The organism is Microbacterium foliorum (assembly GCF_003367705.1).
Lineage (GTDB): Bacteria > Actinomycetota > Actinomycetes > Actinomycetales > Microbacteriaceae > Microbacterium > Microbacterium foliorum.
Window position 1 is genome coordinate 3,137,754 of the sequence record NZ_CP031425.1, and the last position, 24,233, is coordinate 3,161,986.

The 24,233-nt window shown below is 68.8% G+C and carries 15 protein-coding genes; 4 read left to right on the forward strand and 11 right to left on the reverse strand.

What is annotated here, in order from left to right:
• Positions 1-4: 4 nt before the first annotated feature.
• Together DXT68_RS14835 and DXT68_RS14840 are read left to right on the forward strand one after the other, a co-directional pair.
• The gene (locus DXT68_RS14835) at positions 5-895 is read left to right on the forward strand and encodes a carbohydrate ABC transporter permease (protein ID WP_082068877.1); all 891 of its coding nucleotides are present in this window, start codon (positions 5-7) and stop codon (positions 893-895) included.
• Complete coding sequence (locus DXT68_RS14840; protein ID WP_115760509.1) at positions 892-2,760, forward strand: glycoside hydrolase family 127 protein; 1,869 nt, start codon at positions 892-894, stop codon at positions 2,758-2,760. The genes DXT68_RS14835 and DXT68_RS14840 overlap by 4 nt, the downstream gene beginning before the upstream one ends.
• 429 nt (positions 2,761-3,189) lie before the next feature.
• On the opposite strand, the gene DXT68_RS14845 is transcribed toward DXT68_RS14840, so the two are convergent.
• The 11 genes from DXT68_RS14845 to DXT68_RS14895 all read right to left on the reverse strand — a co-directional run bounded on the left by DXT68_RS14845 (position 3,190) and on the right by DXT68_RS14895 (position 17,951).
• Positions 3,190-4,227 (reverse strand): ABC transporter permease, encoded by a 1,038-nt coding sequence (locus tag DXT68_RS14845; protein ID WP_052677670.1) that lies wholly within the window; start codon positions 4,225-4,227, stop codon positions 3,190-3,192.
• Positions 4,224-5,300: an ABC transporter permease gene (locus DXT68_RS14850; RefSeq protein ID WP_045253595.1), complete on the reverse strand. Its 1,077-nt coding sequence runs from the start codon at positions 5,298-5,300 to the stop codon at positions 4,224-4,226. Before DXT68_RS14850 ends, DXT68_RS14845 begins: the two co-directional genes overlap by 4 nt.
• Positions 5,297-6,931 carry a sugar ABC transporter ATP-binding protein gene (locus DXT68_RS14855; protein ID WP_082068876.1) on the reverse strand — a complete coding sequence of 545 codons (1,635 nt, stop codon included), beginning with the start codon at positions 6,929-6,931 and terminating at the stop codon, positions 5,297-5,299. Before DXT68_RS14855 ends, DXT68_RS14850 begins: the two co-directional genes overlap by 4 nt.
• 71 nt (positions 6,932-7,002) lie before the next feature.
• Entirely contained in the window at positions 7,003-8,004 is a 1,002-nt protein-coding gene (locus DXT68_RS14860) for a substrate-binding domain-containing protein (RefSeq protein WP_045253594.1), read from the reverse strand.
• Between the two features lie 182 nt (positions 8,005-8,186).
• Entirely contained in the window at positions 8,187-9,728 is a 1,542-nt protein-coding gene (locus tag DXT68_RS14865) for a sugar ABC transporter ATP-binding protein (RefSeq protein ID WP_045253593.1), read from the reverse strand.
• Positions 9,728-10,747 carry a LacI family DNA-binding transcriptional regulator gene (locus DXT68_RS14870; RefSeq protein WP_045253592.1) on the reverse strand — a complete coding sequence of 340 codons (1,020 nt, stop codon included), beginning with the start codon at positions 10,745-10,747 and terminating at the stop codon, positions 9,728-9,730. Before DXT68_RS14870 ends, DXT68_RS14865 begins: the two co-directional genes overlap by 1 nt.
• Positions 10,748-10,873: 126 nt before the next feature.
• The gene (locus DXT68_RS14875) at positions 10,874-14,446 is read right to left on the reverse strand and encodes a glycoside hydrolase (RefSeq protein WP_082068875.1); all 3,573 of its coding nucleotides are present in this window, start codon (positions 14,444-14,446) and stop codon (positions 10,874-10,876) included.
• A gap of 418 nt (positions 14,447-14,864) precedes the next feature.
• The gene (locus DXT68_RS14880) at positions 14,865-15,890 is read right to left on the reverse strand and encodes a LacI family DNA-binding transcriptional regulator (protein ID WP_045253591.1); all 1,026 of its coding nucleotides are present in this window, start codon (positions 15,888-15,890) and stop codon (positions 14,865-14,867) included.
• A 113-nt stretch (positions 15,891-16,003) separates the two neighbouring features.
• Positions 16,004-16,225 (reverse strand): LAVTG motif-containing sortase-dependent surface protein, encoded by a 222-nt coding sequence (locus tag DXT68_RS14885; protein WP_045253590.1) that lies wholly within the window; start codon positions 16,223-16,225, stop codon positions 16,004-16,006.
• Positions 16,222-17,268, reverse strand: a complete 1,047-nt coding sequence (locus DXT68_RS14890) for a COG1470 family protein (RefSeq protein WP_115760510.1) — start codon at positions 17,266-17,268, stop codon at positions 16,222-16,224. Before DXT68_RS14890 ends, DXT68_RS14885 begins: the two co-directional genes overlap by 4 nt.
• A gap of 56 nt (positions 17,269-17,324) precedes the next feature.
• Positions 17,325-17,951, reverse strand: coding sequence for a hypothetical protein (locus tag DXT68_RS14895; protein ID WP_052677669.1), 627 nt, complete (start codon positions 17,949-17,951; stop codon positions 17,325-17,327).
• Between the two features lie 355 nt (positions 17,952-18,306).
• On the opposite strand from DXT68_RS14895, the gene DXT68_RS14900 reads away from it, so the two are divergent.
• Both DXT68_RS14900 and DXT68_RS14905 read left to right on the forward strand, forming a co-directional pair.
• Positions 18,307-21,270 (forward strand): immunoglobulin-like domain-containing protein, encoded by a 2,964-nt coding sequence (locus DXT68_RS14900; RefSeq protein WP_156149270.1) that lies wholly within the window; start codon positions 18,307-18,309, stop codon positions 21,268-21,270.
• 14 nt (positions 21,271-21,284) lie between these two features.
• Positions 21,285-24,188 (forward strand): immunoglobulin-like domain-containing protein, encoded by a 2,904-nt coding sequence (locus DXT68_RS14905; protein ID WP_052677668.1) that lies wholly within the window; start codon positions 21,285-21,287, stop codon positions 24,186-24,188.
• Positions 24,189-24,233: the final 45 nt, after the last annotated feature.

Genomic DNA, 24,233 nt, shown 5'->3' on the forward strand with positions numbered 1-24,233 from the left:
AACAATGACCGAAACACTCACCCGCACGATCGTCGCGCCGAACAGCCAGCCCACCACTCCGCGCTACCGCTCGACGGCGATGCGGGTCATCTTCGGCATCCCGTACTGGGTGTTCACGACCGCACTCGCCGTGATCTTCCTCTACCCCCTCATCTGGACGGGTGTGTCGTCGCTCAGCCCTGTGGCCGGCACCAGTCAGACCGACGGCTGGGGCTTCGGCAACTACATCGCCCTCGGCGACTACCAGGCCGGCATCTGGGTGTACCTCGGCAACTCGCTGTTCGTCTCGGTGCTCACCGTCGCGCTCACCCTGTTCATCTCGCTGCTGGGCGGCTACGCGTTCGCGCGCTTCTCGTTCCCCGGCAAGAACGCGCTGTTCCTGCTGACCCTCGCGATCCTGATGGTGCCGTATGCCACGCTGCTGATCCCGCTGTACGTGATCCTGAACGCGGTCGGCCTGCAGAACTCGCTCGTCGGCGTCGCCCTCGTGATCACGATGTTCCAGCTGCCGTTCTCGATGTTCATGATGCGCATCTCGTTCGAGTCGATCCCGAAGGAGATGGACGAGGCGGCGATGGTCGACGGATGCTCGAGCTGGGGCGCCCTCTGGCGCGTGCTGCTGCCCGCGGTCAAGCCCGGCCTCGTGACCGTCGGACTGTTCGCGTTCCTCACCGCGTGGAACGACTTCATGGCCCCGCTGATCCTCATCAACGACACCAACCGCATGACGCTGCCGCTCGCGGTCGCGAACCTCCGAGGACAGGTGCAGGGAGTGGTCGACTACGGCGCCACCGAGGCGGGGGTCGTCGTGCTGGCGCTCCCCTGCATCCTGCTCTTCCTGATCCTGCAACGACACTACGTGCGCGGATTCATGTCCGGCGCCTTCAAGGGATGACCATGTTCGACACCACCACACCCGCCGCTCCGGTGGTCCCCACCCGCGGACGCCTGCGCCCTCTCGGCCTCGACGAGGTCTCGATCACCGGTGGATTCTGGGGCGAGCGGCAGGCCGTCAACGGGTCGGCCACGCTCGCGCACATCGAATCGCGACTCGAATCGGAGGGCTGGCTGCCCAACTTCGACCTCGCGGCCGCCGGCTCGCTGCCGGCCGGACGCCGCGGACGCGAGTTCTCCGACTCCGAGATCTACAAGTACCTCGAGGCGCTCGCGTGGGAGATCGGCCGCACGGATGCCGGGGCCGACGACGACCTCGAGCGGCGATTCCGTCGCATCGTCGAGCGGGTCGGCGCCGCGCAGGAACCCGACGGGTACCTCGACACGATGTTCGGACGCGCGGGTCAGGACGAACGGTGGACAGCGCTGCAGTGGGGCCACGAGCTGTACTGCCTCGGACACCTGTTCCAGGCGGCCGTCGCGCGGATCCGCACGCGACCCGAGGCGGATGACGGGCTGATCGACATCGCCCGCCGCGCCGCCGACCTCGTCTGCCGCGAGTTCGGCGCGGACGGACGCGACGCGATCTGCGGGCACTCCGAGGTCGAGGTGGGCCTGGCGGAGCTGGGCCGAGCGCTCGGCGAGAGGCGCTACATCGATCAGGCCGCCCTGTTCGTCGAGCGGCACGGCCGCGGCTCGCTGGGCGAGATCGAGTGGGGACGCAGCTACTTCCAGGACGACGTGTCGGTGCGCGACGCCGAGGCGCTTCGCGGGCATGCCGTGCGGGCGAACTATCTGGCGTCCGGGGCGACCGATGTCGCGGTCGAGCGTGACGACGCCGCGCTGCTCGACGCGCTGCGGGGCCAGTGGGACCGCACGGTCGAGCGCCGCACCTACGTGACCGGCGGCCAGGGTTCGCACCATCAGGACGAGGCCTTCGGCGACGACTGGGAGCTGCCGCCGGACCGCGCCTATTCCGAGACCTGCGCGGGCATCGGCTCGGTGATGTTCTCGTGGCGTCTGCTGCTGGCGACCGGCGAGGCGCAGTACGCCGACCTGATCGAGCGCACGCTGTTCAACGTGGTCGCGACCTCTCCGGGGTCGGACGGCCGCTCGTTCTTCTACGCCAACACGCTGCATCAGCGCACGCCGGGGATTCCCGCAGACCCGGACGCGACCTCCCCCCGCGCCTCGTCATCGCTGCGGGCACCGTGGTTCGAGGTGTCCTGCTGCCCCCCGAACGTGGCGCGCACCTTCGCGAGCCTCGCCGCCTACGTCGCGACGGCCGATGACGACGGCGTGCAGCTGCACCAGTACGCCCCCGCACAGGTGCGCACAAGCTTGCCCGACGGACGAGCCGTGGCCTTCGACGTCGCGACCGGGTATCCCGTCGACGGCACCATCCGGATCACGGTCGTCGAGGACGCGGAGTTCGTGCTGACGCTGCGGGTGCCTTCCTGGGCGTCGGGCGCGGCGCTGCGGGTGACGACGGGAGCGGGGGTTTCGGAGGAGCCGGTGCTGCCGGGGACCGTGGCGGTGGAGCGGGCGTTCCGCGTCGGCGACGTCGTCGAGCTCGTGCTGCCCCTGGTCGCACGGGTGAGCACGCCGGACCCCATGATCGACGCGGTACGCGGATGCGTGGTCGTCGAGCGCGGGCCGGAGGTGTGGGCGCTGGAATCGGTCGACTTCGGGGCGGATGTGGCAGAGGCCGTCGTCGCCGGAGACCCTGTCGAGGTCGAGGGACGGGTGGCGCTGCCGCTGCGGCGCCGGTCGTCGGGCGACGTCGCCACGGTGCCGCTGGTGCCGTATCACGACTGGGCGCAGCGCGGCCCTTCGACCATGCGGGTCTGGGTGCCGACGGTCTGACTCGGTCGCGGCCGTTCCGCTCGCATTCCGACTCGGTCGCCCGCGGTTCCGGTCCCGGAATGGCACCTCTATCGCGCGAGAGGGGCGCCATTCTGCGCCGGGAGCGGCGCCGGGGCATCGCAGCGCGACGGGAGGCGTCGCATCTGGTCGCATCCACACCGGGAAGGCGACCAGATGCGTCCTCTACTGCCGCTGGGTGGGCGCGAACTGCCGCCTCACACGCCGCGACCCGACAACACGCGACCACTCCGAGCCACGGCACGGAGTGCGACCGCCAGAGCCGCACACGCGGACGTCCCACCCGACCTCAGCGACCGGGCGGACGCGCGGACGGGCGGACGCGCGGACGGCCCCGTTCCGGTCGCAGAAAGGCACCCGTATCGACGAATACGGGTGCCTTTCTGCGACCGGAGATGAATCGAGCGCTCGCTACTCCTTCTTGCGCGTCACCACCCGCTGCAGCAGCACGAACACCAGCAGGATGCCGCCCGTGATGATGGTGGTCATCTCGGGAGGGATGCCGCCGTCGCGCGTGATGAGCACGGTCATGAGCCCGAGCACGAGCGCTCCGACGACCGAGCCGAGCACGTAGCCGTAGGCACCGGTGAGGACCGTTCCTCCGATGACCGCGGCGGCGATCGCGTCGAGCTCCCACCCGATGCCGGTGATGTTCTGGGCCGTGCCGAGGCGGGCCGTGTAGAGCACGGCTGCGAGACCGGCGAGCGAGCCGCTGATGACGTAGACGAGGACCTTGGTGCGCGGCACGGGGAGACCCATCAGCAGGGCGGAGTTCTCGGATCCGCCGATCGCGTAGACGGTGCGCCCTGTGCGGGTGCGGTGCAGCACGAAGAAGGCGACAAGCACGACGACGATCGCGATGATCACGGCCGGGGTGATGACGAGGTCGTTCACCTTCGGTCCGTCGATGATCTTGATCTTCTCGGCGATCAGACGGATCGGCGAATCCGCGGGCAGCTGCTCGGGCTTGGTGCTCAGCAGCGACGCGAGACCGCGTCCGAGGAACATCATGGCGAGGGTCGCGATGAACGGTTGCACGTTGAAGTACCGGATCAAGATGCCCGAGACGAGCCCGAAGAGCCCGCCGATGACGACCATGAGCACGATGACGAGGAGCGGATTCCACCCGGCGTTCGAGAGCATGACCCCCGCGACGGATGAGACCGCGATGACCGAGCCGACCGACAGGTCGATGCCGCCGGTGAGGATGACGAAGGTCAGCGCGACCGCGAGCACGATGAGGTGCGCGTTGTTGATCAGCAGGTTCGACAGCGTGCTCGCCTGCACGATCTTCCCGTAGGCGATCTCGCCGTAGACGATCATGCCGACGAAGATGATCACCGAGGCGATGGTCGGCACGACCGAGGGATTCGCCGTGAGCTGGCGACGCGCCCGATCCATGAAGCTCGGGCCGGAACTCTGGACTGGTGCTGCTGCGATGACGCTCATGCTGCAGCCTCCTTCACGATCTCGACTCGCGGCGAAGGCGTCTGCGCCTTCTTGCGACGTTGGAACCAGCTGCGCACCCGCTCGGACTGCAGCAGGCAGATGGCGACGATCACGATCGCCTTGAATGCCGGGGTGGCCGACGACGAGACGCCGAGGAACAGCACGGTCTTGTCGAGGGTCGCGATCAGGAGGGCGCCGACGAAGGCGCCGCTGAGCGAGAACTTGCCACCCGCGAGCGAGGCGCCGCCGATGACGACGGCGAGGATCGCGTCGAGCTCGAGCTGGTAGCCGGTGCGTGAGATGTCGACCGTCATGACGCTGCCGACCGACATCACCCCGGCGATGCCCGCGAGGATGCCGCTGAGCACGTAGGTCGTGAGCAGGAGGCCCTTCGGCTTGATCCCGGCCATCCGGCTCGCCTTGGGGTTGATGCCGATGGCCTCGATCATGAGACCGAGGGCGCTGCGGCGCACCACCCACGCGACGACCAGGACGATCACCACGGCGAGGATGAAGACCACAGGGATGCCGATGACGAAACCGTTCGCGATCCAGCGGAAGGGATCGCTCGACGCCGCCGTGTTCTGGCCACCGGTGATGACCTTGGCGATGCCTCGCCCGGCGAGCATGAGCACGAGCGTCGCAATGAAGGGTTGCAGCCCGACGTACGCGACGAGGATGCCGTTCACCGCGCCGAGGATGGCGGTGACGAGCAGCGCCAGACCCACAGCCGAGAGGGCGACGCCGACAGAGCCGGAATCGTTGGCTGCCGCGAGGAACTCCATCGACACCGCTCCGGCGACCGCCATCAGCGAGCCGACCGAGAGGTCGATGCCACCGGTCGCGATCACGAGCGACATGCCGACCGCGATCATCATGATGGGCGCGGCCTGGCGGAGGATGTCGATCAGGTTGCCGACGAGGTTTCCGTTGTTCGGGTTGATCGTGATCGCGAGGTAGGTCGGATCCTTGAGCACGTTCAGGGCGAGCAGTGCGACGATCGCGACGATCCCCCAGAAGAACGGCTTGCGGATCAGGTCGCGCCATACGGACGCACGAGCGGATGCGCTCATCGGGTCTCCCCCTCGAGGGTCTCGGGCTGCACATCGGAAGCGGCGGCGGGTGCGACGTGGACGACCTCGATCGCGTCGAGCTCCTGCTCGAGAGTCGTCGCCGCGGCCTCCACACCGTGGGCGGCGATCACGTCGACGATCTCCTGCGCGGTGACTTCGGGACCGTTCTGGATCTCACCGATCTTGCTGTGGTCCTTGAGCACGACGATCCGCTCGGACAGGCGCACGACCTCTTCGAGCTCGGATGAGACGAAGACGACGGCGACGCCCTGGTCGGCGAGCTCCGCGACGGCCTCCTGGATCTCGGCCTTGGCACCGACGTCGATGCCGCGGGTGGGCTCATCCAGGATGAGCAGTTCCGGCTCGGTGGCGAGCCAGCGTCCGAGGAGCACCTTCTGCTGGTTGCCGCCAGAGAGGTTCTTGATCATGCGCTCCGGATCGGCCGGGCGCACGTTGAGTGCGGCGATGTACTTGTCGACGATCGCGTCCTGCTCCTTGCGCGGCATGGGCCGCGCCCACCCGCGCTTGGCCTGGACGGCGAGGATGATGTTCTCGCGGATCGTGAGATCGCCGATGATGCCCTCGTCCCGCCGGTTCTCGGTCGAGAAGGCGATGCGGTGCGAGAGTGCGGCAGACGGCGAGGAGAGGTCGACCTTGCGCCCCTTGACGGTGATCTGGCCGGACTCGCTGCGATCTGCGCCGTAGAGCAGACGCGCGAGCTCCGTACGTCCGGAGCCGAGGAGCCCGGCGAAGCCGACGACCTCCCCCGGACGGATGTCGAGGTCGGTGGCGTGCACGGCACCGGAGCGGGAGATGCCGGAGGCCGAGAGGAAGGCCGCTTCGTCGGCGTCGCGCGGGGTGGTGCGACGGTTGCCGCCGAGGGACTTCAGGGTGTCGAGGTCCTTGCCGATCATCCGGGAGATGAGGGCATGCCTGTCGAGGTCGCGGGTGAGGTACTCGCCCTCGTACTGTCCGTTGCGTAGGACCGTGAGCCGGTCGCTGATCGCGTAGATCTGGTCGAGGAAGTGCGAGACGAAGAGGATCGCGACGCCCTGGTCGCGCAGGGTGCGCATCACGGTGAAGAGTCCTTCGACCTCTGCGGCGTCGAGGCTGGAGGTCGGCTCGTCGAGGATGAGGACCTTGGCCTTGATCGCCATGGCCCGGCTGATCGCGACGAGTTGCTGCATCGCGATCGAGAGGGTCGAGAGAGGCTGACGGGTGTCGAGGTGGTCCAGCCCGAGACGGGCGAGCGCCTCGGTGGCGGCGCGATGCGTGGCCCGCCAGTTGACTCCGAAGAGTCCGCGCACTTCGTGCCCGAGCATGACGTTCTCACCGATGGTGAGGTTGGGGGCGAGGTTCACCTCCTGGTAGACGGTCGAGATCCCGGCGGCCTGCGCGTCGCCCGTGCCGCCGAAGCTGCGCTCCTGACCGGCGACGACGATCGATCCGGCGTCGATCCGGTAGACACCGGTGAGGGCTTTGATCAGCGTCGACTTGCCGGCGCCGTTCTCACCCATGAGGGCGTGCACCTCACCCTGGAAGAGGCGGAAGTCGACTCCGTCGAGCGCCTTCACTCCGGGGAATTCGATGGTGATCCCGCGCATCTCGACGATGGGCAGTTCTTCGTTCATCGTTGTCTCTCCGTCTGTCCGGTCTCGAGGGCGGCGCGGTGGGCGCCGCCCTCGAGATCACGGGGTGGTGCTCAGTACTTGCGGTCCGCCAGAACGGCCTTGGCCGCTTCTGCCGAGTCGAACGCCTCGCTCGGAACGATGATGTAGGACTCGACCGAGTCGCCGGCAAGAGCCTTCTTGACGACATCGAGTGCGGTCTCACCGAACAGCGGGTTGTACTCGTGCACGTAGCTGAGCTGACCGTCGGCGAGCGCCTGCATCGCGTTCTTGGTGCCGTCGATCGTGGCGATCTTCACGTCGGTGCCGATGACCAGACCGGCTTCCTCTGCAGCCTGGGCTGCGCCGAGACCCATCTCGTCGTTCTGGGCGAAGACGAACTGGATGTCGTTGTTGTTGGCCTTGAGCATGGTCTCGAAGACGCTCTTGCCCTCTTCTGCCGACCAGTTGGCGGTCTGCGCGTCGACCTTGTTCAGCGTGGAGCCGCCGAGGCCCTCGTCGAAGCCCTGGTTGCGCTCGTTCACGACGCCGACACCGGCAGGACCCTCGAGGACGACGTAGTTGCCGCCGTCGGGGAACTCGGCCGCTGCCCAGGTTCCGACCTCCTTGGCGACCTCGACGTTGTCGGGCGCGATGCGGGTGACGTACAGGCTCGTGTCGTCGGGCTCGATGCCGCGGTCGAGCAGGATCACCGGGATCTCGGCCTCCTGGGCGAGCTTGAGGGAGTCTTCCCAGCCGCTGGCCTCGGTCGCCGACAGGAGGATCACGTCGACGTCCTCGTCGACGAACGACGTGAACGCGTCGATCTGCGACTTCTGGTCGAGGTTCGTGGCGGGGGCGTACTTCAGGTTGAAGCCGGCCTCCTCCGTGAACGTGTCCTGGATGTTGCTCTCGTTCGCCTGACGCCATGCCCCTTCGGGGCCGACGGCGACGAAGCCGACCGTGGTGAGCTCGCCCGAGTCGCCGGGGGCGGCGGCGTCGTCGGTTCCTCCGGTCGAGCATGCGGCCAGACCGAGCGCGAGCGTTCCGACGGCGACGAGCCCCAGAACTGTACGAGTGCGCTTCATTGCAGACATTTGATCTCCTCCTCGAGATTCCGGGTCGTTTCCCGGGGGTGGACCGTGCCGGTCCGGATGTGATGACAGGACGCCTGGAGGGGCGTCGCGTGGATCATGTTACCGGGAACAATTTTCGGAACACAAGCACTTCCGAAGATTCGGGGCCGCTTCGTGATGAATTCGTTGTTACCGGACACACATCAGTCGTCCAGCGGATCCAGTTCCGCGGCGATCAGCTCGACGACGCTGTCTACCGTCACCGCAGGACCGTTGCTGAGCTCGCCGATCTTGTCGCGGTCCTTGATCACGACGATCCGGTCGCTGAGGCGCACGACCTCTTCGAGTTCCGAAGAGATGAAGACCACTCCGACGCCGTCGCCGGCGAGCTGGCTGACCCGTCGCTGGATGTCGAGCTTGGCGGCGATGTCGATGCCACGGGTGGGTTCGTCGAGGATCAGCACGTGCGGTCTGGTCGCCAGCGCACGTGCCAGCAACAGCTTCTGCTGCGTGCCCCCGGAGAGGTGGCCCGCCGGTCTCCCGAGATCCGCGGGGTCCAGGTGCAGGGTCTCGACGTAGGTGTCGGCGAGCGCCGCGATCTCCGACGGCGACAGCGGTCTCGTCCATCCCCGCAGCGCCTGCAGCGAGAGCACGATGTTCTCACGCGCGGTGAGGTCCGCGATGATGCCGTCCGCTCTCCTGTTCTCGACCGACATCGCGATCCGGCTCTTGAGCGCAGCCGAGGGGCTCCGCAGCTGCACACGTTCGCCGTCCACCTTGAGCTGGCCGCTGTCCGCACGGAGCGATCCGCCCAGCAGCGAGGCGAGTTCGGTGCGCCCGGAGCCGCGGAGCCCCGCGAGCCCGACGATCTCTCCCCGGTACACGTCGATGTCGGTGGGATCCAGTTCCCCGCGGCGGCCGACGCCCGTCGCCCGCAGGGCAGGTTCACCATCGGCCGCGTAGTGATGCGCCTTGCGTTCCGAGCCGAGCGCGCGCAGCGCCTCGAGGTCCTTGCCGAGCATCTGCGAGATGAGATCCGCCCGCTCGAGCTCGCGGGTGGGGGTCTCCGCGATCCGACGCCCGCCGCGCAGCACCGTCATCCGGTCGCTGATCGCGAAGGCCTGCTCGAGGAAGTGCGAGACGAACAGGATCGCGACCCCGCGGTCGCGGAGCCCCCTGATCACCCGCATCAGCAGGTCGACCTCGGGGCGGTCCAGGCTCGACGTCGGCTCGTCGAGGACGAGGATGCGGGGGTCGTCGACCATCGAGCGGGCGAGCGCGACCAGCTGCTTCTGGGCGGGCGACAGCATCGTCATCGGCGTCCGCGGATCCATGTCGTCCAGGCCGAGCCGGGACAGTGCGTCCGCGGCATCCGCTCTCGTGCGCTTCCAGTCGATGCCGAAGCGTCCGCGGCGTTCCCGGCCGAGCATGACGTTCTCCGCCACGCTCAGAGTCGGGCCGAGCTGGGTCTCCTGGAACACCGTCGCGATGCCCGCAGCCCGCGCATCGGCGACGCCGGAGAACCGACGCTCCTCCCCTGCGACGACGACGGTGCCGGCGACCGGGGTGCGCGTTCCGGTGAGCACGCCGATCAGCGTCGACTTGCCGGCACCGTTCTCGCCCATCAGCGCATGCACCTCGCCGGGGAACAGCCGGAAGTCGATGTCGTCGAGCGCGACGACATCGGAGAACTCGACGCGGATGCCGGTGAGTTCGACGATCGGGGCGGGGGCGCGCGTCGGCATCAGCGCACCTGCCGTGGAGCGGCGCTGGAACCGCGGGCGACGAGTTCGGTCGGGATCCGCGTCAGCTTCGGCAGCTCGCGCTCCTCGAGAGCAGCGCGGAGCATCTCGACGACGGCGGCGCCGAGAGCGGCGAAGTCCTGCCTGACCGTGGTCAGTGGCGGCAGGAAGTGGCGGGCGAGCGGTACGTCGTCGAAGCCGACGACGCTGAGGTCCTTGGGAACCTCGAATCCGCGGTCGTGCAGGCCGTGGATGAGGCCGATCGCCATGTCGTCGTTCGCCACGAACACTGCCGTGTAATCGGGCAGCCGGGTGAGACCCTTCGCGAAGTCGTAGGTGAAGTCGGCCGTCCAGTCGCCGACGACGATGGGGCGCTCGCGGATGCCCCAGGACTTGGCCCTGGTGTGGAACGCGCGTTCGCGGGCCCTGGCGTCGAGCCAGTCGAGCGGACCGGCGATATGGAGGATGTCGCGATGCCCGAGGGCGACGAGATGATCCACCACGAGCGAGGTGCCCGCGTGCTGATCGATCGAGACCGTGAGGAAGGTGGGGTCGGCATCCGCCTTGACGACGAGCATGGGAACACTCAGCGAGATGCGCCGGAGCGCCGCCACCGACGATGACCGGGGAGCGATCACGCACAGCGCGTCGACCCCCTGGGTGGTGAGGTTGTCGACCGCGTCCTGCGGCGTCAGGGTGTCGCCCTCATGCAGGGCGACGGCGCTGACCGAGTAGCCCGAGGTGCGCGCGGCCATCTCGACGGCACGCAGGATGCTGGTGGGCCCGAACGACACGGCGCTCTCGATGATGACGCCGATGCGGTGGGTGCGCTGGGTGGCGAGAGCCCTGGCCACCATGTTCGGGCGGTAGTCGAGCTCTTCGATCGCCTCGAGCACGCGCCGACGCGTGTCGGGCTTGATGTTCGGATGACCGTTGAGCACCCGCGACACCGTCATGTGCGAGACACCGGCGAGATCTGCCACGTGGCGGATGCCGGGCTTGTCGGAGCCGAGGCTGGCCATGAGCACCTCCGTCGGTCCCGCCTGCAGAGATGTTACCGAGAACAGCGTCAGGCGTGCAATCGGCGGATGCGACGCGCCGGGCCCCGTCGCGCATGTCGACGGAGCCCGGTCTTCCGGTGCATTCGCTCAGCGGCAGGAACCCGGCAGGTACGCCACCTGCACGCTCTCGGTGACGCGGGTGCCACCGGCATCCGCGGCCAGGTCCACCTGCACGCTGCCCGCGGGGAACGAGGCGAGCCTGGTGGCCTGCGCGATCGCCGCGGGGCGGGCGCCCGGCTCCACTCCGACGAGCGACTTCGTGCCGTACGGCGTCGTCAGCGTGATGTCGGTGGCGACGTCTCCCGTGTTGGTGACCGAGAGCACCAGCTGCGCCTTGCCGGCGACACAGCGCACGGTGCTCGCGACGGTCGCGCTGAGCGACGGCTCCACGGCCTCCACGAAGGCGAGCGTGTAGGTGCGCGTCGCACCGGACGGCGCCGTGACGACGATCGTCGCCTCGCTGTCGGCCTCCGGCTGCGAGACCTGCACCGACGCGGCACGGTCGACGGCGACGGCACGCACGACCGGTCGCTCGTCCGCGGCCCACGGCACCTCGTACTCGGTGGTCTCGGGCGAGAACGCGGACAGCGGCGTGCCGTCGAGCGACACCGCGGCGAGCGCGGAGACCACGGAGACCCCGGGCGCCGAGGCGGAGAGCTCGACCTCGGACACGACCAGGTGGGTCGCGGAGCGGGCGTTCATCACGACCCGAACGGCATCCGCCTGCACGCCCTTCATCGGCACCTCGACGATCGGTGCCGTGCCGTCGGCGGGCACGGGCACATCGACGGCACCGAGCGACGTCCATGCGCCGGTTCCCAGGCGGTACTCGACCGACAGCGACTGGGGCCAGGTGTTCGACGAGCCGTCCTTGTAGAAGAAGAGCTTCGCGTTCTGCATGGTCGAGCTCGCGGCGAGCGCGTAGGTCAGCGTGTCCTGCGCGTTCTTGGTGCCGGACTTCCAGTTCGACCAGCCCTTGTCGGTCGTCACCCCGTTCTTGGTGCGGTCGACGCCGTAGCTCGAGCTTTCGGTGAACGTGGCGGATGCCGTGCTCGCCGGCGCCACGTTCGCCGCGGTCGGCTCGGTGACGATCACCGACAGCGTCGCCGACAGTGCGGCGCCGCCCGGCGCCTGCGCGGTTCCGGGAACCGTGACGACGCCCGGGTTCGCGAACGACGCGGTCGAGATGTCGCCCCAGTTCCAGGTCACGGCGGTGTCGATCCGCTGATCGGTCGCGCCGATGAGCGCGGGCACCGTGGCGGGAGCGGACGCCTGCACGGTCGTGAGCGGCGCTCCGGCGTAGGTCGTGACGGACACGGGCTCGGTGAAGCCGACACTGCCGATCTCGATCGTCGCTGTCGCCTGGAAGGACGCACCGAACAGGTCGGTGCCGGAGCCGACCACGGTGCGGGTGCCCGGCGTCGCCCAGTCGACCCCGGTCGTCGCCCACGACACCGCGGCCGTACGCTCGATGCCGCCGCGGTACACCAGCGTGACGGTGGCGGGGAGCGCGGGGGCGACGCCGGTCGCCGTGCCCGTCGCGACGTCCTTCACCGAGAGCATCTCGGTGTCGGCGAGGGTCCACCGCTGGTTCGAGCCGTCGTTCGACGTCCACAGCCCCACGCTCGCACCGTCGGCGCTGCTCTGACCATTGACGTCGAGCACCCGCTCGTTCGAGACGCTGAGCAGTGAGAACGTGGTGCCGTCGGTGGTCGACGAGATCCACTGCAGAGCCGGGTCGGATGCCGCATCCTCGGCACTCGCGCTGACGACGGCGACCGCGCCACCGGACTCGGCGAGGTAGCGCCCGTCGCCCGCGCGCAGCGCGAACCGATGACGGTCGGTGCCCTCGCCCGCGAGGCTCTGCACGGTCCAGGTCTGCGCGGCGGCGGCATCCGCAGTGGTGGCCGAGGTGCGGATGACCGCACCCGCACCGCTCGCAGCCAGCGCCTTGCCGCTCTGCACGCCGAAGAGCTGGTAGCTGTGGCCGTCGCGCAGCGCCGTGGCGGACTCCGCGACGCCCGAGACGCCGGCGACGAGGAGCGTGGTGACCGATTTCGCGGGCACCGTGATCGTCGCGGTGCGGGTCGTGGAGTCGACCGCCACGGCGGTGCCCTGCACCAGCGCGTTGCTCTCGGGGTCCTCGGTCGTGGACTGCGTGGTCACGATCGGGGTCACCGTGGCACCGGCATCCACGGAGCCGAAGCGCGAGAGGTCGACCGTGATCCGACGCTCGGTGGGCTCGGAGTTCACGTGCACGAGCGTCAGACCGTCGCCGTCGGCGTCGACCGCAGCGGTGGTCTGCGTGTTGTCGGTCGGGATCAGCGCGTCACCGGGCTGGATGTAGTGCGTGAAGTTGCGCACGGTGTTGTACTTCGCATTGGTCTGCACCTGGCAGCTCGGGTCGGCCTCGCCGTCGGCGATGCGTCGCTCGGAGTCGCCGTCGGCATTGCAGTCGAAGTCGACGAACACAGAACCCCAGTTCTTGTCCTCGACCTTCTCCATGTTGTACGTGTCCTCGACCGGCTGCCAGAAGACCCAGGCGTTCGGCTCGAGCTCGCGCAGGTCGTCGACGATGCGACCGGCCATGCCGAGACCGTTCTCGATGTTGGTGAGGTTGTACCCGGTTCCGTCCCAGTCGCCCTCGACCTCGCTCATCCAGAGCGGCTTGCCCGCACTCTTCGCGATATCACGCACCACGAGCCGGCCCGAGGTGCCGTAGGTGTGCACGTTCAGCTGTGCGACCTCGGACTTCGCCTCATCGCTCCAGGCGTTCCAGTTCGTCGCAAAGATGCCGGGGTTGGTCTCATCCATCGCCGAGATCGGAACGTCGGTGGTGGTGCCGGCCTCGGCCAGCCGCGCGGCGAGGACCTTGATCATCTGGTCCTGCGCGACGGGCCCGACATGCGCGCCCTCCTGGCGGCTCGCCGAGGTGGGCCAGCCGTTGCCGCCCAGCGTCGTGGACCAGTAGTTCGTGTTCGGCTCGTTGAACGGGTCGAGGCTCTCGAAGTCGATCCCGTGCTCCTGCTCGATGCGTTCGACCACCGTGACGAGGTAGTCGGCGAACGCCTCCATGTCGGCCGGTGCCAGCTGCTCGCTGGTCCCGTTGCCGATGCCACCGGACACGTAGCCGCTCTGGGTGAGGAAGTAGGGCGGGGAGTTGCTGAACGCCTCCCAGTGCGTGATCTTGTCCTTGAGCGCGTCGATCCACCAGCGCTGCGTGGCATCCGCCTCGAAGTCGTAGCTCGCCGGGTCGTCGCCATTCCAGGCCGCGCGGTAGTCGGCACGGTCGGCGTAGGTCGAGCTGGCCAGATCGGGGTTCCACCAGCCGTCGACCGCCCCGCCGGGACGCAGGTAGCCGGGCACATCGGTGGCGTTGCCCCCGCCGATGTTGTACCGGGCGATGTTGAGGTTGAGCCCGTCCTCGCCGAAGACCTTGTCGAGCAGGTCCTGACGGACGTCGTCCGGATAGCCGCCCGTGGCGTTGGCGAACCAGACCAGGCTGGTCCCCCAGCCCTCGAAAGGCTCGGAGGCGTACGCCGGGTTGGGCGTGATCGTCAGGGGGACGGCGGCCGCGACGGCCGCGGGGCTGCCCGCGACCAGCATGCCGGCGGCGATGACGCCGATCCCGAACGCGGAAATGGTTCTCTTCGACTTCATCGTCTGTCCTCAGAGTGTGTTGACGTCAACAGTGAGCGGTAACAATGAGCATAGAGAAGCAGTGTGTCGACGTCAACAGTCGGCGCAGGGCAGGTCGCGAGTCGCCGCATCCGCCCGCCCGAAGCGACAAGTCGCGACGTCTACGCCGCAGGACAGGACGCGAAGCGCCGCATCTGCAGAGTCGAAGCGACCAGTTGCGACGTGCGTAAGCGACCAGTTGCGACGTGCGGAGGCGACCAGTTGCGACGTGCGTAGGCGACCAGTTGCGACGTGCGTAGGCGACCAGTTGCGACGTGCGGAGGCGACCAGTTGCGACGTGCGGAGGCGACCGGTTGCGACGTGCGGAGGCGACCAGTTGCGACGTGCGGAGGCGACCAGGGGCGACGGGCCGCGACCGGGTGGACGCGGCGGCGAGAGTTCAGACCCGAGGTGCGGCTGTCGAGGCCCGCACCCGGAGCTCGGGCTGGATCAGCTCGCGCTCCCCGGTCTCCTCGCCCTCGATCGCGGCGAGCAGCTCGCCGATGACGACCTCACCCAGCAGCGCGAAGTGCTGACGCACCGTGGTGAGCGGGGGCTGGTAGTGCCGCGCGTCCGGCACGTCGTCGAACCCGACGACGCTCACGTCCTCCGGCACACGGATGCCGCGCTCGGCCAGCCCGTGCATGAGCCCGAGCGCCATCTGGTCATTGGCGACGAAGACCGCGGTCGCCTCCCCGAGTTCCAGCTCGCGGCCGAAGGCGTATCCGGAGTCCGACGACCAGTCGCCGATGAGCGGCGGCACGACGGGCAGCCCCTCCTCCTCGAGCGCCGCCTGCCAGGCCTCGGTGCGGGCCTTCGCATCGAACCAGTCGGGTGGGCCCGCGATGTGCAGGATCGTGCGATGTCCGAGGTCGATCAGATGACGCACCGCCGCCGTCGCCCCGGCGCGCTGGTCTACGGATGCCGTGTGCATCTGCTCGTCCGGCTCCTCCTTGACGACCAGTGTGGGCAAGGCGATCGCCTGCTGGCGCAGCAGATCGAGGGAAGAGGCGCGCGGCGCGATCACGCACAGGGCGTCCACACCCTGGGTGACGAGTTCGACGACGCCCGCATCGACCCGGCGACCGTCGGCATCGCCCACCGAGAAGCTGCTCACGGCATAGCCATTCTGCCTCGCGGCGACCTCGATCGCTCGCAGGACGCTGCTCGGTCCGTAGAAGCCGGGGTTGTCGACGATGACGCCGATCCGCATGGCCCGGTTGGTCGCGAGGGCACGGGCGATCGAACTGCGCGTGTAGTGCATCTCGTCGATCGCCGTCATCACCTTGTCCCTGGTGGATGCGCGGATGTTCGGGTGACCGTTGAGCACGCGCGACACCGTCATGTGCGAGACACCTGCGCGATCGGCGACGTCGTAGATGCTCGGCTTGCGTGGCCCGCCGGCAGATGCGGAATCGGTGGTCATGAAGCCCCCCTCGCACGATGACCGCGAACGGTACAACGATAGTGCGCGAGGGGCGCGTTCGCCGGATGCCGGCCACGGCGACTTTCGACGGACCGGCGCACCAGAGTGAGGGCTCAGCCCGTGGGTCGCCTCCTGATCCGTCGGACGAGGAGGAGCGCCCCGATGACGAGCAAGGCGACGCCGGTGGCGATCAGCAACGTCGGCAGATCCGCACCGGTACCGGCGAGGCCGTCGACGGGCGGCGGCGTGGTGAGCGGCAGTATCTCGACGTGGATCCGCACACCGCCGATGACTTCGGCATCCGTGTCGTCGATGAGCGCGAGGGGGAACGTCATCCGGCGACCTTCTCTCGGTCGTGGTCAGAGACAGCAAGAGCTTCTTCGCGGCCGCGCTCGACGGCCTGCGAGATCAGGTCTTCGACACGACGACGGGAGCGGATGCGGTTCCAGAGCAGCGCGAACACGAGCAGCGCGACCCCGGCGACGACGAGCAGTTGCGGCCAGGGCATCGCCCACGCCGTGACCTGTGTCGTCGAGGACTCCACGGCGAGCGTGTCTCCGTCGAGCGATGCGGCGACCGGTGCGACCGTCAGATCTCCCGCGAGGAAGACGAGGGGCCAGACGCCGGTCATCGTGAGCGTGAACGAGCGCGTCTCACCGGGGAGCAGCACCTGCGGGCGCTGACCTTCGGTGGGGAAGGCGACCTGCTGACCGGCGATGCTCAGGGTGCCGGCGGTATCCATCCGTGCGTTCCCGGTGTTCTCCACGTCGAAGGTGACTGTGAGCTCTCCTGCTTCGAAGGGGTTCGCCTCGACCCGGAAGTCGGCCTGCACCCCGCCGACCGCGAAGGCCGGAGTGATCGCTCCGGCGACGCGGGTGATGACCTTGACCCCGACGCGGCTCTCCACGCCGACACCGGTCGTCCCCGCATCGTCGGTCTTGACCGAGATGACGGATGCCGCGACCCCGGCCGCATGATCGCCGGGCTCCGCGTTCTCCGGCACGGTGATCGTGAAGGGGATCACCGCCGAGCCGCCCGCGGGGATCTCGACGTCGTCGGGGATGGCGATCCAGGTGCCGGCGCCCGTCGACTCCTGATCGGAGGCGAGCATGTCGAACCTGCCCGCCTCCGTGTAAAAGCCGTCCGCGGCGGAGAGCGAGAACACGACATCACTCGCGCCGAGGTTGCGCACGAGCACGTGTTCCTCGACGCTTTCGCCGGGATCGAGCTCGTGCTCGATCGCGACGCGACCGTCCGCGCCGGCATCGTCCGCCGGAGACACCGACCAGGAGACCGCGTCAGCCTGCGCGTCGTCGGCGAGCGCGCTCGAGGGGAGCGCCAGGCTTCCGAGCGCCGCGAGCAGAGCGACGGCGGTCACTGCGATCCGGCTACGGGGGCGGGTGATCATGATGTCTCCGGCGGACGAGGGGGAACTCAGTACGAGTCTTCGAACAGCGACAGAGTCAGCGTCGAGGTGTAGGAGCCGGGAGCGACCGTGACCGGAGTCTTCAGCACGAGGTTCGCGTTCGCGGTCCATTGTCCGGATGTCGCCTGCGCGTCAGCAGAGTCGAGGGCGAGGGCGAGCAGCTCCTGGCCGACCAGGCCGACGCCGTTCACTCCGCCGTCGATCGAGGTGCCGACCGCGTCTCCTTCGGCGACTTCGCCGTCGTTGGCGGTCAGGACGCTCGGCGTCCAGCCGAGGTGGTCGGGGGTGATGCTCGCCTGTCCCGCGGCGCCGACGAAGTCGCTCGCCTGCCCGGTGACGTACCAGAACACTCCGGCGCCGACATCCTCGCGGGTGTCCGTCACGGTGACGTTCGGCAGGGCGCCGGTGAACTGACGGAACGACGCGGTCGACCCGGTCTCCGTGAGGGTCGTCTCGGTTCCCGCGACCGTGAGGCTCAGGGCGCCGGTCTCGGTGGAGGCGATGTCGACCGTGACATCGACGTCGCCGGATCCGTTCTCGCTCGGGTCGGCGAAGGCGGCGACGCCCACACCGGCGAGCATCAGGCCGCCGAGGACTCCGACAGCGCAGCGCGCTGCCATGCTCTTCTTGCTCATGTTGGTCTCCAGTTCCTCGGCCGGCGGGTACCGCGCCGAATCGATGATCAGCCTGTGGCTGTCGGGTTCGCTTCAGGCATCGGGCAGGAACTGCGTGGGCGCCCTTGCCCGGCGCACTCCCCCAGTGGAGTGCAGCCGTCCCCAGATTGTTAGCGGGAACATCGATACCCTACGATCCCGGTCATCTGCGCGTCAAGTAGCGACGGGCGACGCGGAGTCTCCACCCCGCGGTTTTCCGATCACGCCTGTATTTCCGGCATTGTGTCCGCTAACATTCCGAGGAGCCCGCCCGAAGGGCACCCCCGGATGACCGCGTCGGCGGCGCATTCAGTCAACGACGACAGGAGATCCCGCTGTGAGCGCATCCCGCCCCTCCCCACCCCCGCGCAGGCGGCTGACGGCCGCAGCCATCGTCGGGACCCTCGCCGCATCGCTGTGCGCATTCACCCCCTCAGCCGCGTTCGCCGCCGACGTGCCGACACCCAGCGCGCACTACGACATGTCGCACTCGGGCACCACGCTGCTCGACGTCTCGGGCAACGGGCGCAACGCGACCCTGACCGGCTTCACGGACGCCTCGTTCGTCGACGCCGGCGGCGACGATGTGCTGCGCTTCAAGAAGGACGGCTACGCAGCGCTCCCCCAGGGCCTCGTCACCGGCGCCGACAACGACTTCACGGTCGAGTACACCGTGGCCACGCAGACCGCGGGCAACCAGTTCGGCTGGGTGATCGGCGACGGCGTCGGCGCATGGAACACCACCGCGCTGGGCAACCACGTCTTCGTCAACCCACGCTCCAGTGAGGGCGGGTACAGCAACCAGGTGCTCTCCGGCATCCGGGTCAAGACCCCCACGGGCAACGGCGAGACCCGCCTGCCGGCCGGCGGCGGACTCAACCCCGGCTTCACGACACTCACCATGGTCGGCAGTGGCAGCACCCTCACGCTGTACCGCGACGGCCAGGTCATCTCGACGACCACGCACAGCGTGAATCTCAGCTCCATCGTCCCCGCGACCGGCACCCTCGGCTACCTGGGCCGCTCGCTCTACACGGGTGACGCGCTGCTCGCCGCGGACGTCACCGATGTGCGGTTCTGGGACACCTCGCTGACCGCAGACCAGGTGTCGGCGAGCATGCCGACCGCGTCGGAGAAGTCCGCCACCACGCAGGCACTGCTCCGCGGCGATCTGCTGCCCGTCGTCAAGGGAGCCAACGCCACCCTCGACGCGGTGCGCAGCAACCTCACTTTCCCGTCATCCTCGAACGGCGTGGCCCTCACCTGGTCGTCGTCCGACACCTCGGTCATCTCGAACACCGGTGTGGTGTCGCGCGCGATCACGACCGACACCACGGTGACGATCACCGCCACCCCCGCCTCCGGGTCGCCGATCACCTTCACCGTGACCGTGGCCGCGGCCTCCGCTTCCGCCGATCTCGACGCGATCGACCTGTCCGAGCGCACCACCGAGAACCTCCCGTTGGTGACGAGAGGGGCGGTCGACGGCTCGACCATCGCCTGGTCGTCTTCGGACGAGGACCTGATCACACCGACGGATGCGGCCTACGTCGCCCCCTCCGTCGGCGCGGCCGACGCCTACCGCGGTGGCGGCATCGTGGAGCGCCCCGCATACGGCACGGGCGACCGCGATGTCACCCTCACCGCCCGCGCCACGCTGAACGGCACGACCCTGTCGCGCGAGTTCACGGTGACGGTCGCCGAGCACGCCCGCACGGCGCCGGATGCCGGGTACGCCAGCGCCTACTTCAAGTCGGACGGCGACGAGAAGATCTACCAGGCCGCGACGAGCGGCAACGACTTCTTCACCTTCTCCCCCGTGAACGACGGCAAGGCGGTGATCACGTCGACCGCCGACACCACCGGTCTGCGCGACCCGTACATCCTGCGCTCGCACGACGGCGACAAGTACTACATGATCGCCACCGATCTCTGCATCAGCTGCGGCACCGGCTGGGGTCCTGCGCAGTCGCAGGGCAGCCTCAAGGTCGAGGTCTGGGAGTCGACCGACATGGTCTCCTGGACGCGCACCAACGGCGAGAACACCGGCATCACGATCAACCAGCCCGAGGCGGGCATGACCTGGGCGCCGGAGGCGTACTGGGACGACGACCTGGAGTCGTACGTGGTGTTCTTCGCCTCGCGGAAGTACTCAGACGCGAGCCACACGAACAGCGACAACCTGTACGCGCAGATGTTCTACGTGACCACCCGTGACTTCAAGACGTTCACCTACCCGCCCACCAGCTGGCAGGACACGGGCTACGCGCGCATCGACTCGACCGTCACGAAGATCGGCGACTACTACTACCGCTTCACCAAGAACGAGGAGTCCGGGGCCGCCGGCACCCTCGAGGCCGGCAAGGACATCTTCCTCGAGCGCTCGACCGTGCTGACCGCGCCGACGACCTCGTCGAACTGGACCGCCGATCCGACGAAGACCTGGCAGCTCACCGACACCCGGATGACCACTCTCGAGACCGGCCAGGCGGGTGAAGGCCCAGAGATCATCAAGCTCAACGAGGGCGACCCGAACAACACCTCGGGTGACGGCTACGTCTTCCTCGTCGACAACTACGCGGCGGGCGGCTACCGCGCGTTCCTCACCACGGGTGCGGAGATCGCCTCGAGCAGCCAGTCCGACCGCCTCTCGCAGCGCTCGACCTGGAACGTCCGCCCCGCCGGCGGGCTCCCGGCGAGCCCGCGCCACGGCGCATTCGTCAGCGTTCCGCAGACCGTGCTCACCGCGATGCACGACTGGACGTCGATCGAGGCCGTCACCTCGACCACCGCGCTCGCGCTCGACGGACGCCGTGCCACGGCCTCCGTCACCGCGGCCGACGGAGGCGACGTGGCAGGCACCGTCACGTTCACGGGTGGCACCTGGAGCGAGACGGTCACCCTCTCCGAAGGAGCGGCAGCGGTCGACGTCCCCTCCGAGGTCACCGCGGTCACCGCGACCTACGACGGGTACCGCGACGGCCTGGTCACCACCTCGACCTCGGCCGAGGTCCCCGTCAGCACGCTGACCATCACCACCACCTCGAGCCTGCGCTGCGTGCTCGGCAAGGCCCAGGTCGTGGTCAATGTGCACAACACGGCGACGGTCGCCGCATCCGTGACGGTCTCGACGCCCTACGGCTCCAAGACGCTGTCGCTCGCCGCAGGGGCCTCGTCCTCGGCGTCGTTCGCCAGCCGCCTCGCCACCGTTCCCGCCGGCACCATCACGGTGACGGCGACCGCACCGGGCGACCAGACCTTCACTGGTTCCGCCCCTCTCGCCGCAGGCACCTGCAACTGATCGGAGAAGCGACCATGACGAGTCTGCTCACCAGAAGCATCCGCAAGGCGACGGCCGTGGCCGCGGCTGCCGCGACCGTGGTGGCGATCGGAGCCGTGTCGACGCACACGGCCTCGGTCGCCGCCGAGGGCCCGACACCCCTCATCCACTACACGTTCGATGCCGCCTCCGGCACGACGGTCAGTGACACCACCGGCAACGGTTACGACGCCATGATCAAGCAGAACGGCGCGAAGGTCGAGAACGGGCAGCTCTCACTGCCTGGGGGCAGCGCGTCGAGCGCCGGCTACCTGGATATCCCGACCGCAGGTCTCGTCGGCAAGAAGACGCTGACGGTCTCGACCTGGCTGAGCGGACGCACAGGTCCCGCCAACACGGCGGCCGCGTTCCTCGGAGCCCCCGTCGCATCGGGCGCGAGCTACTCCAGCGGCTACTGGCTGCTCAACCCGGCCAACCCGAGCGGCTACGTGAAGGCCGTCGTGACGAACGCCACGAACGCCGGAGCACCGTGGGGCACAGAGGTCGGTGCCGGCGCGACGAACGCCGCGACCTCGGGGGCACGCACACCCGCCGGGATGTCGCTGTACACGAGCGTGATCGACGGCACCGCAGGCACCCTGACGACGTACGTCAACGGCGCGCAGATCTCGTCGGTCGCGATCGCGCGCGACGTGTCGTCGTTCGGCTCGGCCCTGGTCGGTTACCTCGGACGCTCGACGTACAACGACGCCGGCTGGGCGGGTGACGTCGACGACTTCGCCGTCTACGAGAGCGCACTCGACGCCGCGCAGGTGCAGCAGCTCTTCTCGGATCAGGCGCTCGAGCGGGCCGTGGCCTCGGTCACCGTGCCCTCGACGGCGACCGAGGCGTTCACGCTGCCGACCACGACCAGCGGCGTCGCGATCTCCTGGGCCTCCGACAACGCGGCCATTCAGATCACGGGGGGTGCCGCGGCTGTGCTGCGCCCCACCCCCGGGTCGGCGGATGCCGTGGCCACCCTCACCGCGACGTTCACGGTCGGCGGCGCGCTGACCACTCGGACGTTCACGGTGACGGTTCCCGCCGCTCTCTCCGATCAGGCCAGGGCGGATGCCGATCTGGCTGCCGTCGCGGTGGCCGATGCCGACGACCTCAGGGCGTCGTTCTCGGTGCCGACGACCGGTGCGAACGGCTCGACCCTGAGCTGGAGCGTCACGAGCGGATCGGCGTCCGCTACTCTCCGCGCGGGTGTGCGCGACGGATCCGCGACCGTGTCGATCACCCGCCCGGCCGCCGGCGCGGCGTCGGCATCCGCGACGCTCTCGGTCACGGCATCCGTCGGCGACGCCACGGCCACCCGCACGTTCGCGCTGACCGTGCGCCCTCAGCCGGCGGGAGATGCCGAGAAGGAAGCCTACGTCTGGACGTTCTTCACCGGCGAGGGTGCTGGCGCGGAGCGCGTGAGCCTCGCCGCCTCGAAGGGCGACGACGCGCTGCGCTGGAACACGCTGAACGGCGGCGAGCCGATCTTCACCTCGACGCAGGGCACGCAGGGTCTGCGTGATCCGTTCATCATCCGCTCGCACGAGGGCGACAAGTTCTACATGCTCGCGACCGACCTGAAGATCGACGGCCTCGCCGGCGGCTTCACGACCTCGCAGATCTCGGGATCGCAGCACATCGAGGTGTGGGAGTCCACCGACCTCGTGAACTGGTCCGCGCAGCGCCATGTGCAGGTGTCGTCGGCGTATGCGGGCAACACCTGGGCGCCGGAGGCGTACTGGGACGACGAGATCCAGCGCTACGTCGTCTTCTGGGCGTCGAACCTCTACCCGACGACGGATGCCTCCACCCGCACCGCCGTGACGTACAACCGCATGATGTACGCGACGACGGATGACTTCGTGACGTTCTCCGAGCCGCAGATCTGGTCGGACGTGCGGCGGGGAACGGGCCTCGGGCTGATCGACTCGACCGTCGCCGAGGAAGACGGCGTCTACTACCGCTTCACGAAGGACGAGGCGTCGATGACGATCCGCGAGGAGAAGTCGACCGACCTGCTCGCCACGATCAGCGGCGCACTGCCCGGCACCAGCGGCAGCTCCGACGAGTGGACCCTCGTGAAGGAGCGGATCGCGACCGGACTGCCGAACGGTGAACCAGGCGGCACCTACTCCAGCGGCGAGGGACCGAACATCTTCGCAGCGAACCCCGGCGACGTGAACGGCCTCTCCTGGTACCTGTTCATCGATCAGCCGTCGTACCACGGAGGACCGAACCACTACATCCCGTTCGGATCCGACGACATCACCGACGGATCGTCGTGGCAGGCGCTCGGCTCGACCCTGCGCGCGAACCTGCCGCAGAACAGCGACGGCGGAAAGCCACGGCACGGCACCGTGATCCCGGTGACGCGCGCCGAGTACCAGACGGTGCTGGAGGGCTTCGCGCCCGAGATCGCGGTGACCGATGTCGCTCCGATCGCCGTGTCGACTCGCGCGGGCAGCGCTCCCGTGCTGCCGAAGGCGACGCTGACGACGGCGAGCGGCACCACCGCGACGGTCGATGTCGCGTGGGAGGGCGTCGACCCCGCCGACTACGCGAGCGCCGGCACTTTCACGGTGCGCGGCGTCGCACAGGATGCCTCTCGGATGCCGGTCACGGCAACGGTCACCGTCACCCCTGGCATCGGAGTCGACCTGTCGACACGCTGCGTGGCCGGCAAGGTCGTGGTCACCGCGAAGGTCGCCAATGCCGGAACGGATGCCGCACGCGTCACAGTGTCGTCCTCATACGGTACACAGGTCGTCGACCTCGCCGGAGGCAAGACCTCGACGGTGACCTTCAGCACCCGTGCGGCCTCGGTGGCCTCGGGTGAGGTGCAGGCGACGGTGTCGGGCTCGACGGTCACGGGGACGTTCGCCGCCAAGACCTGCTGACCCCTCCCGCTCCGCGACGCTCCCGTCGCGATACGTCAGTCGAGA

Bases quoted from the DNA above. Each gene is read 5' to 3' on its own strand.
- DXT68_RS14835 (WP_082068877.1), top strand. From the start codon at position 5: ATGACCGAAACACTCACCCGCACGATCGTCGCGCCGAACAGCCAGCCC.
- DXT68_RS14840 (WP_115760509.1), top strand. From the start codon at position 892: ATGACCATGTTCGACACCACCACACCCGCCGCTCCGGTGGTCCCCACC.
- DXT68_RS14845 (WP_052677670.1), bottom strand. From the start codon at position 4,227: ATGAGCGTCATCGCAGCAGCACCAGTCCAGAGTTCCGGCCCGAGCTTC.
- DXT68_RS14850 (WP_045253595.1), bottom strand. From the start codon at position 5,300: ATGAGCGCATCCGCTCGTGCGTCCGTATGGCGCGACCTGATCCGCAAG.
- DXT68_RS14855 (WP_082068876.1), bottom strand. From the start codon at position 6,931: ATGAACGAAGAACTGCCCATCGTCGAGATGCGCGGGATCACCATCGAA.
- DXT68_RS14860 (WP_045253594.1), bottom strand. From the start codon at position 8,004: ATGTCTGCAATGAAGCGCACTCGTACAGTTCTGGGGCTCGTCGCCGTC.
- DXT68_RS14865 (WP_045253593.1), bottom strand. From the start codon at position 9,728: ATGCCGACGCGCGCCCCCGCCCCGATCGTCGAACTCACCGGCATCCGC.
- DXT68_RS14870 (WP_045253592.1), bottom strand. From the start codon at position 10,747: ATGGCCAGCCTCGGCTCCGACAAGCCCGGCATCCGCCACGTGGCAGAT.
- DXT68_RS14875 (WP_082068875.1), bottom strand. From the start codon at position 14,446: ATGAAGTCGAAGAGAACCATTTCCGCGTTCGGGATCGGCGTCATCGCC.
- DXT68_RS14880 (WP_045253591.1), bottom strand. From the start codon at position 15,890: ATGACCACCGATTCCGCATCTGCCGGCGGGCCACGCAAGCCGAGCATC.
- DXT68_RS14885 (WP_045253590.1), bottom strand. From the start codon at position 16,225: ATGACGTTCCCCCTCGCGCTCATCGACGACACGGATGCCGAAGTCATC.
- DXT68_RS14895 (WP_052677669.1), bottom strand. From the start codon at position 17,951: ATGAGCAAGAAGAGCATGGCAGCGCGCTGCGCTGTCGGAGTCCTCGGC.
- DXT68_RS14905 (WP_052677668.1), top strand. From the start codon at position 21,285: ATGACGAGTCTGCTCACCAGAAGCATCCGCAAGGCGACGGCCGTGGCC.